The sequence below is a fragment of the Methylomonas sp. DH-1 genome (assembly GCF_046097555.1).
Lineage (GTDB): Bacteria > Pseudomonadota > Gammaproteobacteria > Methylococcales > Methylomonadaceae > Methylomonas > Methylomonas koyamae.
Genome location: NZ_CP143089.1, coordinates 2,708,826 through 2,724,659 on the forward strand (window position 1 = coordinate 2,708,826; position 15,834 = coordinate 2,724,659).

Below are 15,834 nucleotides of genomic sequence, written 5' to 3' on the forward strand. Positions count from 1 at the left end.
AGGCGGCGCCGGCCGAAAATCGTGCGCCGACCGCTGCGACCTTAGCCCGCATCTCCGACGGATAAGGGCTTGGGCAAGGGTTTGCCGAGGTAATACCCTTGCGAGAAGTCGATGCCGAGTTGCTTGGCTTTGATTTGGATATCGGCGCTGCCGACGTATTCCGCCACCGTACGCATTCCCAAACGGCGGGCGGCATCGACGATGACTTGAGCTATGGCCTCCGAATCCGGATCGTCGATGATGTTCATGATGATGGAGCCGTCGATTTTCAAATAATCGATTTTCAAGCGCAGCAAGTGCACGAAATTGGAATAGCCGCTGCCGAAATCGTCGATCGCAAATTTGCAGCCGTAACCTTTCATCCGGTCGACGAACAAGCGGACTTCCTCGTAATTCTCGATACCTTCGGTTTCGGTAATCTCCAAAACCACCCGCGGGCCGATGCCGGGTTGCGCCAGTTTTTGGTCGATGAAGGCCACCGTGTTGCTGTCCAGAATGTCTTCCACGGTCAGGTTGATGGTAACCTCGCCGGCGCACTCGGCCAAAACCGCCACCGCCTGCTCGAAGATGGCTTTGGTCAATGCCGCGTATTGCCGGGACAATTTGGCCGCCCGCAAAAAGGTCGGCGCGATCACATCGCCGTCCTCGTCTATCATCCGCATCAAGGCCTCGTGCTTGCAGACCTTTCCGCTACGGTTGTCGACGATGGGCTGGAAAAACGGCACGATGCGGCCGTCGTTCAAGGCGTTACGGATTTTCTGGCTCCAGCGGATATTGTCCTTGTAATGCGACTTGATCTCCATTTGGTCGGTATAAACCAAATAATCGCGGCGCTCGATCCGCGCCCGCTCCAAGGCCAACGCGGCATGGGTGTAGGCGTTGTCGCGGCCGAAACAAATACCGGCGGTAACGCGGATATTGATTTTGTCGTCGCCGCAATCGACGGCCACCGATTCCAGTTGGTTGACGATGCTGGCGATCGAACTTTCGAAGCCGCCGACGTCGCCCTGGTTATCGGAAAACAGCGCGAACAGGTCGCCGCCGATCCGGTAGGCCGAGGCGCGCCCGGCCGCCATTTTTTGCAGGCGATCGCCGATTTCCAGCAACACTTTGTCGCCGTTGCACAGGCCGTAAAAATCGTTGATTGCCTTGAATTGGTCGATATTAATCATGCCGAGCATGGCCCGGCTGGAGGCTTTGCCCAAATCCTGCATCAATTTGACCCGGTTCGGCAGGCCGGTCAGGGCATCGGTAGTTTGTTGACGGATCAACTCTTCCTGTTTGATCAGATAAGTGACATTGACGCTGGTGGAGATGAATTCGCGAATGCTGCCGTCGGCGTTCAGAATCGGCACGATGGTGTTGTTGACGTAGACTTCCTCGCCGGATTTGCTCAGATTGCTGTAGGTACCGCGCCATGTCGCCCCGGATAGAATCGTGCTCCACATTTCCCGGATCAGGCCCGGCGGCGTGCTCGGATCGCCGATCACACGGTGGGTGTTACCGATCAGTTCCTCGCGGGCATAACCGTAGGTATCGACGAAGGCATCGTTGACGTAGGTAATGACGCCGGCGGGATCGGTTCTGGAGACAATATTGGAAACGTCCGCCGCGTGCTTGTATTCGTTGAGCCGCTCCACCCGGCCTTCCAACACCCGGCGCAAGCGGCCGAGTTCGAGATGGGTTTTGACTCTGGCGCGGACTTCGTCGATATCGAAGGGTTTGGTGATGAAATCGGCGGCGCCGAGCGAAAAACCGCGAATCTTTTCGCCGGAGGCGTCGACGATGGTCACGAACAGAATCGGAATATTGCAGGTCTTCGGGCTGCTTTTCAGCCGCCGGCACACCTCGTATCCGTCCATTCCGGGCATTTTCACGTCGAGCAGCACCAGATCCGGCGGCGTCGGCCCTTGCGCCAATTCCACGGCTTTCGGACCGTCGGTCGCCACCAAAATGCTGTAGTCGTCTTTCAAGGCTTCGAGAAGACCGTGGATATTTTCCGGCAAATCGTCTACGACCAAAATGGTCGGCCTGCCGCTCGGCACTGCGCTGTCGTCTCTGCTCATCGGTCTGAAATCGGGATAGGGTTGGTCGAGGGTAGAAACCGCTGGTTATAGTCGCCCGTACCGTTTCCGATAGGCCGCCAGCTCCAAATGCACGCCAACCCGCGCCAGCAATATATCGGCGACTACCGGTTTGGCGACGTAATCGGCGGCGCCGATTGCGTAGCCTTGGGCTGCGTCCTGATTTTCGCCGGCGGCCGTCACGAAAATTACCGGGATATCGGCAGTGGCGGTTTGGTTGCGCAAGCGTTTCAACACTTCGTAGCCGTCCATTTCCGGCATCATAATATCGAGCAGAATCAAATCGGGCGGCGTATGGCCGGCGATTTCCAACGCCTTACCGCCGCTGGTCGCCGCCTGGATCGCATATTTTCCGCGCAGGATGTTGAGCAAGGTATGCAGATTTTCGTGAACGTCGTCGACGATCAAAATTCTGGCTTTATCGGGATGGGTATCGGCCATTGAAGGTGTGATTCGTTTCGGCTGAGCAAGTGCGGCCCCCTTAAAACCGGCGGAAGCGTAAAACAAGATTAGCCAATATTCCGCAGAGCCGCAATAGAATGCGCTTGCGAGGCCGGACGGCCCGATTGCTTCCCCAACTGACCGCTTCGAGATTGCATCCCGAGTAAAAAGCGTCGATTGCAATTAGGCAACGTTTGAATTATTCTATGCGGCTTAGATCAGCAAGCAGCATGCCAAAGCGAAAACCGCTTCCGGTAACGATGTAGCTGGTAACAATTTAGGAGAGATGGCCGAGCGGTCGAAGGCGCACGCCTGGAAAGTGTGTATACGGAAACGTATCGAGGGTTCGAATCCCTCTTTCTCCGCCAAAACATAAGTCTTTGTTTTTCAAAGATTAATAACAATAACCCCTGAGTAGAAACGGCTTTTGCTACAAAACCGTGCTACAAAGGGGCTGTTGTTATGGCAAAAATTCCATACCTCGTAAGACGAAAAAACGTCTTTTATTTCCGCCTCGGCGTTCCTGCCGATCTTCGCGAAATCATCAAAACTCGCAAGATTTTCCAAAGCCTCAGAACTCAAGACAGCGACGAAGCCGCGCGAAGAGCGCTTAAGCTTGCGGCGCATTTCAAAACGCTATTGCATGATCTCAAAACCGGCAAGACAAGTTCAGCAATTCGTTTTGGTCCGTTGAAATTAACGTCTAGCGAAACAATTCAGGATATCCGCACACAGGAACTACCTGCCGATCATCATCCCAAGTCAGCCCCATCACCAGAAACACGACAAGCCCCGTTACTGTCCGTCGTCGTTGACGACTTTCTGAATCGATACGACCAAAACAACAAAGCAACCTTCACCAAGCTTTCGGCAACCTTACCGTTATTGATTGAACTGATAACGAACAAGCCCATAAATCAAATCTTGCAAGCTGATTTGAATGGCTTTTTTGACAATGTCCAGAAGCTACCGGTTAAGCGTAAGCAAAAAGCGTTTGCGAACATGACTATCCGAGAAATAATTGCTGCGAATGAAGGCCAGCGCTGCATTGCCGCCGGCACGTTTGAAAGCACCTATAAGGCATGCTTGAGCATCTTTATCAGTTGGGCTCAAACGAATTACAGAGACCAGGGTTTTCCATCTCTACGCGTTGACGGGGCCATTTACCGCGGCGACCGTATCGACGGCATCAACAAGCAGCGCGCCGCCACATCTGCAGAGCTGCAAAAGCTGTTCAATAATCCCAAAATGCGACAATACGCCACGAATCTGGAAACAGAGCATTATTTTTGGTTACCGGCACTTGGGCTCTATACCGGCGCCAGAATTAATGAACTTTGCCAACTAAACCCCGCTGAAGACATAAAACAGGATTTGGCCACCGGGATTCATTACTTATTGATTACCGACGAGAGCGCAACTGCCGAAGGTGTCGACAAGTCCATCAAAACGAATTCATCAAAGCGCGTTGTGCCGATCCATTCCAAGTTGATCGAATTGGGCTTTCTGAACTACGCGAACGGATCAAGCGCACAGACAGCAAGATCATTTTCCCCGCATGGCAACCAAGAGGAGGCAAGGCATCGGCGAACGCCGCCAAGTGGTTTGTGCGTTATCTGGAAGGCATTGGCCTTCGGGATGATACGGAAGGCGAGCGATTATCCGGTTTTCACGCATTCCGGCACACTTTCATTACCCACGCCATGCGCCACAAAATTCAGGGCGTCTTTGCCATAACTGGGCATGAGGTTGGCGAGGTCGAAGGTTTCGGCAAGGTTTCGGAAGTTGCGCGAGGCGACTGGACACGCGGAATTGCCGACAACATTGCAGAACTGAAAGAGACTGTAGAAAAGTTCGATTATGGATTGTCGCTTTGCCGACCTAATGCCTGAGCCAGTCTTTTGAAGTTAGACCATGACAACCCGCAAGGTCACGGCGTACTCACGTTTCAGGTGCCGTGGAGCTGGATAACCAAGTTGAGCCAAGATGTTGCGGGTGGTAGGATAAACGCGCCAGCCTTGACCACCCGAAAAAGTAGCGGCGTGGACCAGTTGGATTCGCAACGAATCGTGTGGCGACGTCGTTTCGAGGGTATAGTTCCGACCGGGAATTAGCCATGCGTTTTCACGCTCTGTGCCGTGCACCAGGCCATAATCAGTTAGCATCAGCAGTAAGGCCTGGTCGTCGTTCCAGTCCCTCGCGACTTCTGGCGGCATTTCCAGAGCACCAGCACTTGATGCTACTGCCGACTCGGTGGCCGACAAATTAACTCCGAGAGCGCTGCCTGCATGGAGAATGAATCCTTCGCGGAATTCCCCATTGGTAACCTCCGGAGCCACTCCCACAAACTCAATAGACGATGCTCGATTGTGGACGCACCAAGCCAAATATGCCCCGACAAGCGCATCGTTCTGAGCGGGCGTCGGAAGAGCTTGACTCGTAAACTTGACTCGGAGTGCTTCGAACAGATCCCGTCGTGCTTTTCGGCCCGCGATTGTTGTCTTCAATGGAAGCCGTCGCTTTGCTAGAACGCCCCACTCTGCCCCAGGGAAAACCTCCCATAGCCCGGCTTCAAAGTTACCAACACCGTTTAGCCCTGACAACTGCCAATTTGGAGATGCCTCGGCGAGACCAGCAAAGAGGTCGATGCTGCTGCGGATGTAGCCCTGAAACGGCGCTCCAGTTTCTTCTGCGGGGGATAAGGTGCTCGGGGTACGCCCTGGCGTTCCCAGGATTCGCTCGCAGGCGCGCATGGAGTTCCCAACCGCGGCCAAGCCCTGGGGCCCGTCGATGGCAAGAATCATCCGCTCACTCGACTTGACTGGAACTTCTTTCTGAAGCATTTCGGTTAAGAAATTCGGATTGCGGTCGATTACCGCACCAGCCTTCGGCCACGCCACAGCCAAGAATCTCGCGTTTAGCTGATCATCGAGCACTGCAACGTCGATGGGACGCGGTGATGCCGAAAATGCAGAGGTAAGGTCAATACCGACGAATTTCATGATGACAACTTAGCAGGTTGGTGAAAAACCATATTCTGGTCACTAATTCAGATGGAGCAGGCCTTTATAGTGTAAAAACCAAATTGTCGACACCAAATATAGGCTTGATTGGTGGTAAAAAAGAGTTTTTCACCAACCTGTCAGGCCCTATTCTGGACTGAGCAACGCGAAACCCAGCAGATTCTTTGTAATAACCGAGTATCTTTAGAGGGGGTCCTGAATTTTGTGTAAACGGGATTTAATTATCGATTGGACATCCTGTCTTCAAACTGAATGCTAAACCGATTCAAAGCAGCTTTCCAGTCATGCAACGGCATGGTCCATTTTTTACTGATATTCATCAGGGCTAAATAGAACAATTTCGACAAGGCTTCATCACTGGGAAATGAGCCGCGATTTTTGGTGATTTTCCGCAGACTCATATTCACGGACTCGATGGCATTGGTCGTGTAAATGATGCGACGTATTTCAGTTGGATAGTCGAAAAAAGGGATAATCCTATCCCAATTCCGTCTCCAAATCTGGCCAATCGGTGGGTAGGCCTCGTTCCACTGCGTCTCGAACTCAGCCAGTCGTTGCTCTGCTTCAACGACGCTGGCTGATTGGTATATTCGCTTGAGATCGCCGGCGATCTGTTTGCGCATTTTCCAACTGACATAGTTCAGGCTGTTGCGGACTAGGTGGACGATACACAGTTGGACGGCAGCCTGTGGATAGACGGTTTCAATCGCTTCGGGAAAGCCTTTCAAGCCATCGACACAGGCAATGAAGATGTCTTGCACGCCGCGATTCTTCAGGTCTGTCACGACCTGTAACCAAAACTTGGCCCCTTCGGTTTGGGCGATCCATAAGCCCAGCACTTCCTTCTCTCCTTGCAGGTTAATCCCAATGGCCAGATAAACGGCCTTGACGCGCACGGCACCGGTATCGCGCACTTTGACGTGGATACAATCGAGATAAACGATGGGGTAAACCGGATCAAGCGGCCGCAATTGCCAGGCTTTGACTTCTTCTATCACCCCATCTGTCACCGAGGAGATCAAGGTGGGTGAAACTTCAGTGCCATACAGTTCTTCCAGATGGCTCTGGATTTCCCTGACCGTCAGACCTCGGGCATAGAGCGAAATGATCTTGTCGTCAAAGCCCGTCCAACGGGATTGGTGTTTGCCAATGATTTGCGGCTCAAAGTGGCCATGACGATCCCGAGGAATCTCAATCGGCAACTCGCCAAAGTCGCCTTTCAGGGTTTTCCGGCTCTTGCCATTGCGGGTGTTGCCGGTAGGATTGCCGACAGCTTCATGCTTGCCATGACCGAGATGTTCGGTCATTTCAGCTTCTAAAGCCCGCTCCACCAGGGCCTTGGTCAGTTGTTTCAGAAGACCGTTTTCACCCAACAGGTCTTCGGGTTTTTGATAGCCTGACAGCAAGCTGTCGATCAGTTCGGTTGGGATGGATTTTGGTAAGGTCATAGTTACTCCTCAAAGTAAGGGCAGTTTCCTGCCTAATGGCCGTTTACACAAAAATTCTTACACCCTCGAATTAGAGACGCAAGTGGATTGGGAAGCGTTCCGTCCGTTGCTGGATCAAGTGCGTCACAAAGTCCGCAAATCGTCTGCCGGGCGTAAGCCTTGGGATGGGGTGTTGATGTTCAAAGCGTTGGTCATCGCCAGCCTCTACAATCTGAGCGACGAGCAACTGGAGTTTCAAATCGAAGACCGGCGTAGTTTCCAGCGATTTATTGGTTTGTCGGATGCCAAGCACGCGCCGGATCGCAACAGTTTCTGGCTGTTTCGCGAGTCGCTCAAGGAGTTGAAATTGACCGAAACCTTGTTCAACGAATTCAACCGGCAATTGGATCGCGCCGGCCTGATTGCCCGCAAGGGCCAGCTGATTGACGCCAGCTTCGTCAAGGCGCCGGTGCAGCGTAATACCCCGGACGAGAACGCCCGGATTAAAGCTGGCGAAACCGTCGAGGACTGGTCAGCCGCCAAACGTCGCCAGAAGGATACCGATGCACGCTGGACTAAGAAAGGCGACAAGAGCTATTACGGCTATAAGAACCACGTCAACGTTGATAATGCCCACAAGTTAGTGCGCAAATACACGGTCACCGATGCCAGCATCCACGACTCCCAAGCCCTGAACGGCTTGCTTGATAGCGGCAACACCAGCCGGGATGTGTGGGCCGACAGTGCCTATCGTTCCGAAGCGGTGGAAGAACTGTTAAAAGTCCAAGGCTACCGCAGCCGGATTCACCGCAAAGGGGTGCGCGGCAAACCGCTGACTGACCGGGAAAAACAAGGCAACAGTACCCGCTCCAAAACCCGTTGCCGGGTCGAGCACGTGTTTGCCTGGATGGCGCAATGGGGCGGTAAGGCGATCCGTTGCATTGGCCTAGCCCGCGCCGAAGTACGTATCGGCTTCATGAATCTGGTGTACAACATGCGACGTTTTTGCGCCATTCGCAGGGTAGCTGCGTCTTGATGCCGCCCATCGGAGCTGAAAAGGCTTCGAGTTGAAGGTAGTCCGCTTGGAAATGTCAGCTTTCGAGCGCGTTTTACGCCCCGAATCTGATTAATCGTGGATTTTTAGAGGCTCCCTTATGCCATAACTTATTTTTAAGCCTTAAACGGCTCTTATTGAAATTAATGCCTGCAATGATTCGCAGGTGCATTCGGAAATCATCCGATCATTCCTTACCTTACCATTTACACTTAAAGTGCTTGAGAGCTACGCTATGCCGCAGCATTTCAGGCTACGGAGAAGGTGATGGCCGAAGGCCGCTATCTTCTAGCTCAGCCAGAAGCTGATCTAGCTCGTCGTCCTCAATCAAATCGTTTTCGCTCACAACCAATTGATTTTTTAGCTCTTTTAAAAAACAAGTGAGAGTCTTTGTATCAAGTCAATCACCCGTTATATTGAGAACACTAGCTTCAAGCAATCCAGCTTACAAAATTTCTAAGGCTTGAGCCTACCCACGCGTTCATCAATGGAGAAGTACGCACGCATGGTGATGCTGCTCATGGGGCACCTCGTTCGGCCCATGCTGCCGCTAAGCGGCGGCTAGATAGCCGGATTGCCTTGCTAAAATTCAATCCGGCTCACGCCGATCCGCCCCGCCGCTGCGGCGCCCATTCCCGGTAGACGCACGTCGGGCCGTCGCCGCTACGCAACGCCAGCGCCAACACGTGGTCCGGCCCCGGAAAGCGTTGCGCGAACTGCCACTCGCCGGCAGCGTCGGCACTGCCGGTTTGGAAGCGGATCGAGATGTCCGCGCCAAGGGCAAATTCAAATTCGTGCAATGCCAACGACAGCCCCTTGCCCACCGCTTTGATGTAGGCTTCCTTCAGCGTCCAAAGCTTCAGAAACGCCCAATTCCGCTCCGTGTCCGGCAAGCGCCAAAGATAATCGCGTTCTGCGGCGGTCAGCACTTGGCCGGCCATGGCCGCCAGATCGCCCAGCTCGCGCCGGGCCTCGACATCGATACCGCAATCCACCGAACGGGTCACGACCAACGCCGCCAAGCCACGGGCATGCGACAGATTGAAGCGCAGGTCGGGCATACCCGGTTCGCGGACCAGTTCCGGGCGGCCGTAGCGATTGGCCACGAACTGCAAACGTTCCGGGGCGATAGCCAGATAAGCGGCCAGTACCTGGCGGACCAAGGCATGGGCAACCAAGTAAAGTTGGCGGTCGCGTTCGAAATGAAACCGGCGCCACTTTTCCAGCTCGTCCCGTGCCAACAGCGTGCGGCAATAATCCAGGGTTTCGGCGGCGGCAAAGCGCTCGGTCCAGGCCAGCCAGACGTGCACCTCGCCGTGTGCCGGCGGCGGAATGCGCTCGGTTATTGCGGAAACGGCCGCGGCCATTCAAGCGCTCCCTATCGCCGGGCTAAAGCCGGATAAGCGCCCAATTGGGCCGACGGCCGCGACATTTCCTGGCTGGCTGCAGGTAGCGGTATTTGTAGGCATCGGCGGGCAATCAATCGAAGTAGTATTTGACGCCGAGAAAGTAGATGTTATTCAGATACCCGCCGAATTCGGTATCGCTGCCGCCCAAATTGAACACCAGATTGGCGGCCAAATTGACTTGGCCGAACAGGTTGTACTCGACTATCGGCACCAACTGTGCGCCGCCGTCCTGCAGGTTTTGCGAATACAGCACATTAAGGCTGAGGTCTTCGACGATTTCGTGCACCCGGTAATTGGCGTAGAGGTAGTTCTGGTTCAACGAGCGGATTTGTACCGACGAGGCCTGGGCCAAGGTGCCGGCGGCCAAACCCTGCAAATTGGGATCGGCACCTTGCAGCAAGCCGGCGGCGTTCTGCGCCATGCGCCGGTAGGCGGCGGAATCGGCGGCGCCGTAGCCTTCGTTAGTGTGGCGGTATTCCAGATTCAAAACGTCGCCGTTACCGAAGGTATAGGAACCGCCGACCAGAAAATCGACGAACCAGCCGCGGCCGTCGCCGTTCGGCGCCAATTCGTAGCCCAACGGCGAATCCGAGGCGTGCGGATACAGGCCGTAGCTTTTGCCCTTCATGCCCACGTCGAAATACAGCAGCGTGGAATCGTTCAGCGTCCACTGGCCGAACATGCCGCCCTGCGGCAAGCCGTCGGTTTCGCGGTAGCCGGCGATTGCGCTCAACGAATAATCGTCGCCGCGATGGTCGTACTTCACCGCCACCGACCGCTGGAAATCCGGCGTCACCATGGTCGAACGGCCCCGGGCCAGACTGCCGATCAATGCCAGCGTGTTGGAATAATCGTGAAAATACTGCAATTGCACGAAATCCTGGGCGCCGGGTTCGATGAAGGGATTGGTCTGGTTGCTGTTCGGGAAAAACGGATTGGACGGCGAGGCGAACAGCGACGGCCCCCAATACAGCAGCTCGCGGCTGTACGACAGGCTAAGGTCGTCGGTCGCATATTGCACCAGCCAATCCTGGAAATAATGCTCGCCGGCGACGACGTTGCCTCCGTCGGCCTGATTGCTTAAAAAGTAACCGAAGCGCGGGCTGAGTTTGGCGCTGAAGCCGCCGTAGCGGGCGGTGAACTTGGAGCGCAGCCGGGTACCCTGCTGAAAGTTGTCCAATTGCGCCAGTTGGTTGTCCGGGTTCAAGTTGCTGTTCTTGGCAATGTCGTAAATCGCGCCGAAACTTTGCAACATGAAGCTGTGTTCGAACTCGAAGGCGTTATCCGCGGCGGCGGCGAGGCCCGGCAGCGATGCGGCCAGCAACGCCGGCCGCAAGCCGCGTAGAGCGTTCACCGAAACCATTTGCCGTTAGCGGCTGAGCAAAGCCCGCAAATCGAAGCGGCTCGGCGGTACTGCGGCGGCTTCGACCTTGTCGTAGAGCAATACGGTTTTCTGGCCGGTTTGCACTTCGTCCTGAATTTCGATCTTGCTGACGAAAGGCATGCTTTTGCCGGCGAAGTCGATCCGGTTGGCATATTCCATCGATGCCGTTTTGAAATGCTTGTCGGAAACCGTCATGTATTCGGCTTTCAATGCCAGTTGGCTGTCCTTGGCGACGTAATATCTGATCTTGTCGTAGGCCACGTTGGCGTCCTTGGCTTTCAATTCCAGCACGTAACACGGCTGCCCGGCCACTTCCGCTTCGCCGGCCGGCGTCGCATCGTAATCGCGGCTGTAGTTGGTGGTGGCGACATCGCCGTTGCTGGCCTCGCCGAGCAGGCGTTGCCGCGGCGAGATCGGCACCGGTTTGCTGACATCTGGCGACAGGAACCACATATTGCGATTCTGCATCAGCATCATCTTGCCGGCCGACGTGGCCGGCTTCAGGAAGGTAACCAGGGAATTGTCCTGGTCGGCCTCGATCTTCAGCGTGTAGCTTTTATCCTCGACGTTGTCTTGGTAGGCAATCACGGTACTGGTCATCGTGATACCGCCGATCTCGCCGCCGCGGGCGCGGTCGCTGGCTTGCAGCAGTTCCAGCGGCGTCGGCTCGGCAACGGCGGCGGCGGCAACCAGCATGGATGTGGCAAGAAAAAGGGTGCGGACGTATTCAAACATGGCCTAGGGCTCCGACAATGGTTTTTTGCGTGGCGTGGCGGGCCGGGAAATAAGAAGCGACCGCGGCCAGCACCGACAGAGTGAATAAAGAACCGAACATGTTATTAAACAACAATTCGATCACCAGCGCGGCTTGTTCCGACGAATCCGGCGGCGAGTAGGTAATCTCGGCCAGATTGATGCCGGCGCCGATGGCATAGGACAGCGCCATGCCGGCCAGCGAGCCGACGAAGACGATGATGACGCCTTCGATGACGAACAAGCTCTTGATCGTCATCGAACGCATGCCGATGGCGCGCAAAGTGCCGATTTCGCGGGTACGCTCGGCGATGGCCATCGTCATGGTATTGACCACGCTGGTCATCGCCACCATCACCACCACGACCATGATGAACAAATACATCATGTCGAACAAACCTTTGACTTGGGTGTAATACACCGACAACTCGCTCCATTCCTTGATCTCGGCGTCGAAGCCGGCCGCCTTCAATTTTTCCAGCAGCACCGGCTTCACGGCCGGAATCGACTCGACCGAATCCAGCAACACAACGACCCGGTCGGCGCCGTCGCTGCCGTATAGCTTGCGCGCCAATGCCAACGGCAGCAACGCGAACTTGTCGTCGGTGCCCATCGAACCGGTATTGGCCACTTCGCCGACCCGGAAATCGACCGCGTTGACCATGCCGGACAGCGTGGACGCCATCAACACGCCGTCGCTGCCCTGCTGCAAGCCCATGATTTTCGCCATTTTCTGGCCGATCACGACGGCATCGTCCTGGCCCGGCGCCAGCTTGCCGGGCAAGTAGGCGTATTCGGCGCCGCGCAGCGCCATCTGGTCTTCCGCCGATATCGCTTCGCCGATGAAGATGTGCGAGGTGGTGCCGTTACTGACCAAACCGCTGACGGCCAGGCGCGGGCTGACCAATTTCACGCCCGGCACCTCGCGCACGGTGCGGGTCACCAGTTCCAGCGCCGCGGCATCGAGTTGGAATTTTTCCGGGTCCAGCGTGCCCTGGTCGAAAAAGCCGCGCCTAACCACGGTCAAATGGCCCAGGCGCTCGCCGACGATGGCTTGGTCTTTCAAAATCCGGTAGACGTAGGTGAAATAACCTTCGAACAAACTCAGGGCCAGAAAGCCGATCGCCACCGACAGCACGGTGACCAGGCTTCTGCGCCGGTTTTTCAGAACGTTGCGCGCCGCCAGTTTGCAGCGCATTGCGAGTGACATGGACATCAGGAGGCCTCTCTCAAATAGGTGTTGTGGCGGTCGTCGACGATGCGGCCGTCGCGGACCTGGATCGAGCGCGCCGCGTAGGACAACAAATGGGTGTCGTGGGTGGCGAACAGAAACGTGACTTTGCGTTTTTGATTGAGCTTTTGCATCAACAGAATGATCGCGTCGCTATTGGCCGAATCCAGATTCGCGGTCGGTTCGTCGGCCAGCACGATATCGGGGTCGCCGATCAGGGCGCGGGCAATCGCCACCCGTTGCCGCTGGCCGCCGCTCATTTCGTCCGGGCGCTTGTGCAAATGCCGCTCCAGCCCCAGTTCCGCCAATAGATCGCGCGCCTTGCGCCGGGCGGTATTGTCGGCTTCGCCGCGAATTTGCAACGGCAGCATGGTATTTTCCTGGGCCGACAACACCGGCACCAGATTAAAGCTTTGGAAGATAAAGCCCAGGTGGCGGCTGCGGAAATCGGCCAGGCGATTGTCGTTCAAGCCCAGCACCGCCTCGTTTTTGATGGTGATGCGGCCCTGCTCGGGCCGGTCCAGCAAGCCCATCAGGTTCAGCAGCGTCGATTTGCCGCTGCCGGAAGCGCCCCAAATGCAGGTGAACTCGCCCTGCTGAATCGACAGGCTCAAGTCCTGCAACACCGTCACGGCACCGTCGCCGTGGCCGTAGGACTTACTGATATGTTCCAATTTGATGATCGGTTGCGTCATAAATAATAGTCTCGTCAATTAAACCGCCGGTACGAAACCGGCGGCGGCATGGGTGATACCCGCCAACGGCAACAAAATATCGTCCTTGATATGCTCGTTGACGATGTCTTGCAGCGCAGCGAGCACGGCCTCGCGCTGCTCGCTGATAAAAAAGTGGCCGCCGTCGAACAGGCGATGTTGGAAATCAGCCGCGGTTTTGTCGCGCCAGGCCGCCATGTCTTCGCCAGGCACCAGATGGTCGGCCCGGCCGGTGAAGGCCGCAATCGGAAATTCCGCCGCCGGTTGCGGCGCGTGGCGGTAGGTTTCGTGGATGCGAAAATCGGCACGCAGCATCGGCAACAACAACTGCATGGTTTCCTCGTGCTGCAACACTTCGTTGGGCGTGCCGCCGTAGCGTTGCAGTTCGACGACGAATTCGCTGTCGCTCAAGGTATGCAACGAGCGGTTGCGGCTGCTCAATTCCGGCGAGCGATAACCGGACACGATCAGGCGTTTCGGTGGCCGCACCCCGCGCCGGCCCAGTTCCAGCGCCACCCGGTAAGCGATCAACGCCCCCATGCTGTGGCCGAACAGCAGATAAGGCCGGTCCAGGCGTGCAAGCAGCGCCGGCAGCAACGCAGCGACCAGTTCCTCCAGATCGCCGATTGCCGGCTCGGCGATGCGGCGTTCCCGGCCCGGCAGCAGCGCGGCCAGCACGTCGGCGTTGTCCAGCGCACCGGCCCAACTGCGGAACACGTTGGCGCCGGCGCCGGAATACGGGAAGCAAATCAGCAGATAAGGTGCCCTGCCGCCCAGATTGAAATCGGTAAACCAGTTGTCGGTAATCATCGGTATGTCTTGCCCAATTGTGGAATTAAGCCGGCAGCGCCGTCGGCGCCCAGCGTTGCGGATCGAAAAAAGCCTCGCTATCGTTGGCCGGCGCGAACGCGTTGCGGTTCAAGGCGATGGGCCGGGTATTGACGATGAACGGGTGGTTGAAATTGGTCTCGCCGTTGGCGCCGACGCTGCTCGGCAACAAGCGGGTAATCAACGGTTTGTTCCATTTGATGGCTTCGGTGCAAATCGCTTCGATCAATGCCGAGATTTGGCCGACGCCGACATCCAACGGTAGCGGCACCATATCCAGACCGCAGCCGCACACCGTAGAGTACAGCAGCAAATCCTTGACATCGACGCTACCGTTGCCGACCGCCCGCGCCAGATGGCTGTCTTCCAACACCGACAGCATCGTGCCGTTGTAGCCGACTTGCGGAAAATCGGCCAAACCCTGCTTCAGCAAATTATTCACCGCATACAGCGAAAAGAGGAATTGGAAACTGCCGACCGGACTGCCGGCCAACGCCTCGATTGCGCTGACCGCGCTGGTGTCCTCGCCGGGGTAAGGCGCCAGCGAGAAATCGATGCCGCGAAAACCGACGCCGGTCTCGGCGGCCAGCACGGCGGCGCAATCCGCTGCCTCCTGCGCCGCGCGCCGCACCTGATTGCGAAACAGGGCCAGTTTCTCGTCGAACGGCAACGGCTGCGAAAACGCGGCGTTGGCTAATTCCGACAATTCCAAAGCGATACTGAATCCGGCTTCGCCCTGGTGCCAGGAGGCCGGGAAGAACGGCGTATTCGATTGGACGTTGGACATTACCGCAAAGCGGAAATTGGCCTGGTGCTGTTCGTCCAACAGCGCCAGTTCGCGCACCACGGCGGCAGCCCGGCGTAGCGCGCCGCGGTGCATGCCGGCGGCCGAGCTGACCAGCGTGTTCATGAACACGTGGCGGGTGGCGCCGATCACGGCCGGCACCAGCGCCAGCAACTCCGGATCGTCGCCGGCATCGACGAAAAACGGGCCGGGCATGCAGAACCAGATATCGCCGAGCGCGTTCTCCATCCGCACCGCGAATTCGGCCGCGGCATTGGCCCGAATCCGCCGGCCGTGCAGCAAGCGGTCGAGCGGTTGTCCGGCCAGCCGGAAACAGCGGGCGCGCAAGCCGCTTTCCGCCAGGCGGTTGCCGGCCCGGCCGAAAAAACGCCGGGCCGCTTCCGCGCCGCGCTCCGGCTGGTCCGGGTCCAGGTTCACCCCCAAGGTGACGGTGCGCACCACCGGCGACGGCGGCCGCGCGTTGAAATCTTCGTCAGCGTTCATCGGCTTCATAAGGCTTGCAAGCTCAGCGGCCGGATGTCGGTCCAGCTCCGGTTGACGTAATCCAGACAGTTTTCCCGGCTGTCGGCAGACTTGACCTGTTGCCAACCGGCGGGTACCGGCTTGAAAGCCGGCCATAAGGCGTGTTGCTGTTCGTGGTTGCAGACCACGACGAAACGCGTTTCCAATTCTTCAGCCATAA

14 protein-coding genes and 1 tRNA gene are annotated in these 15,834 nt (G+C 56.6%); 3 read left to right on the top strand and 12 right to left on the bottom strand.

The window, feature by feature from the left end; all coding sequences use genetic code 11:
* Positions 1–41 precede the first annotated feature (41 nt).
* Entirely contained in the window at positions 42–2,066 is a 2,025-nt protein-coding gene (locus VXJ35_RS12365; protein ID WP_064021791.1) for an EAL domain-containing protein, read from the bottom strand.
* A gap of 45 nt (positions 2,067–2,111) precedes the next feature.
* Complete coding sequence (locus tag VXJ35_RS12370) at positions 2,112–2,525, bottom strand: response regulator (protein WP_064021792.1); 414 nt, start codon at positions 2,523–2,525, stop codon at positions 2,112–2,114.
* 280 nt (positions 2,526–2,805) lie between these two features.
* Between VXJ35_RS12370 and VXJ35_RS12375 the strand changes: the two genes are divergently transcribed.
* Both VXJ35_RS12375 and VXJ35_RS12380 read left to right on the top strand, forming a co-directional pair.
* Positions 2,806–2,893, top strand: a tRNA-Ser gene (locus VXJ35_RS12375).
* 94 nt (positions 2,894–2,987) lie between these two features.
* Complete coding sequence (locus VXJ35_RS12380) at positions 2,988–4,262, top strand: DUF6538 domain-containing protein (protein ID WP_064021793.1); 1,275 nt, start codon at positions 2,988–2,990, stop codon at positions 4,260–4,262.
* Between the two features lie 170 nt (positions 4,263–4,432).
* On the opposite strand, the gene VXJ35_RS12385 is transcribed toward VXJ35_RS12380, so the two are convergent.
* Both VXJ35_RS12385 and VXJ35_RS12390 read right to left on the bottom strand, forming a co-directional pair.
* Positions 4,433–5,527, bottom strand: a complete 1,095-nt coding sequence (locus VXJ35_RS12385) for a DUF429 domain-containing protein (protein WP_064021794.1) — start codon at positions 5,525–5,527, stop codon at positions 4,433–4,435.
* Positions 5,528–5,769: 242 nt separating this feature from the next.
* On the bottom strand, positions 5,770–6,996 hold the full coding sequence (locus VXJ35_RS12390; RefSeq protein ID WP_064021795.1) for an IS256 family transposase: 1,227 nt from the start codon (positions 6,994–6,996) through the stop codon (positions 5,770–5,772).
* Between VXJ35_RS12390 and VXJ35_RS12395 the strand changes: the two genes are divergently transcribed.
* Positions 6,995–8,011, top strand: coding sequence for an IS5 family transposase (locus VXJ35_RS12395; RefSeq protein WP_408953948.1), 1,017 nt, complete (start codon positions 6,995–6,997; stop codon positions 8,009–8,011). The two genes, VXJ35_RS12390 and VXJ35_RS12395, sit on opposite strands and share 2 nt — an antisense overlap.
* Positions 8,012–8,628: 617 nt before the next feature.
* On the opposite strand, the gene VXJ35_RS12400 is transcribed toward VXJ35_RS12395, so the two are convergent.
* From VXJ35_RS12400 to VXJ35_RS12435, 8 genes are all read right to left on the bottom strand, one after another.
* Complete coding sequence (locus tag VXJ35_RS12400) at positions 8,629–9,396, bottom strand: 4'-phosphopantetheinyl transferase superfamily protein (protein WP_064021797.1); 768 nt, start codon at positions 9,394–9,396, stop codon at positions 8,629–8,631.
* Between the two features lie 112 nt (positions 9,397–9,508).
* Positions 9,509–10,792 carry a hypothetical protein gene (locus VXJ35_RS12405; protein ID WP_157198171.1) on the bottom strand — a complete coding sequence of 428 codons (1,284 nt, stop codon included), beginning with the start codon at positions 10,790–10,792 and terminating at the stop codon, positions 9,509–9,511.
* A gap of 15 nt (positions 10,793–10,807) precedes the next feature.
* Positions 10,808–11,557, bottom strand: a complete 750-nt coding sequence (locus VXJ35_RS12410) for an outer membrane lipoprotein-sorting protein (protein ID WP_064021799.1) — start codon at positions 11,555–11,557, stop codon at positions 10,808–10,810.
* The gene (locus VXJ35_RS12415; protein ID WP_082880903.1) at positions 11,550–12,791 is read right to left on the bottom strand and encodes an FtsX-like permease family protein; all 1,242 of its coding nucleotides are present in this window, start codon (positions 12,789–12,791) and stop codon (positions 11,550–11,552) included. The genes VXJ35_RS12410 and VXJ35_RS12415 overlap by 8 nt, the downstream gene beginning before the upstream one ends.
* On the bottom strand, positions 12,791–13,501 hold the full coding sequence (locus tag VXJ35_RS12420) for an ABC transporter ATP-binding protein (protein ID WP_064021801.1): 711 nt from the start codon (positions 13,499–13,501) through the stop codon (positions 12,791–12,793). The genes VXJ35_RS12415 and VXJ35_RS12420 overlap by 1 nt, the downstream gene beginning before the upstream one ends.
* A gap of 18 nt (positions 13,502–13,519) precedes the next feature.
* Positions 13,520–14,329, bottom strand: a complete 810-nt coding sequence (locus VXJ35_RS12425; RefSeq protein ID WP_064021802.1) for a thioesterase II family protein — start codon at positions 14,327–14,329, stop codon at positions 13,520–13,522.
* Positions 14,330–14,354: 25 nt separating this feature from the next.
* Entirely contained in the window at positions 14,355–15,644 is a 1,290-nt protein-coding gene (locus VXJ35_RS12430; protein ID WP_064021803.1) for a DUF711 family protein, read from the bottom strand.
* Complete coding sequence (locus VXJ35_RS12435; protein WP_157198172.1) at positions 15,641–15,832, bottom strand: MbtH family protein; 192 nt, start codon at positions 15,830–15,832, stop codon at positions 15,641–15,643. Before VXJ35_RS12435 ends, VXJ35_RS12430 begins: the two co-directional genes overlap by 4 nt.
* Positions 15,833–15,834 lie beyond the last annotated feature (2 nt).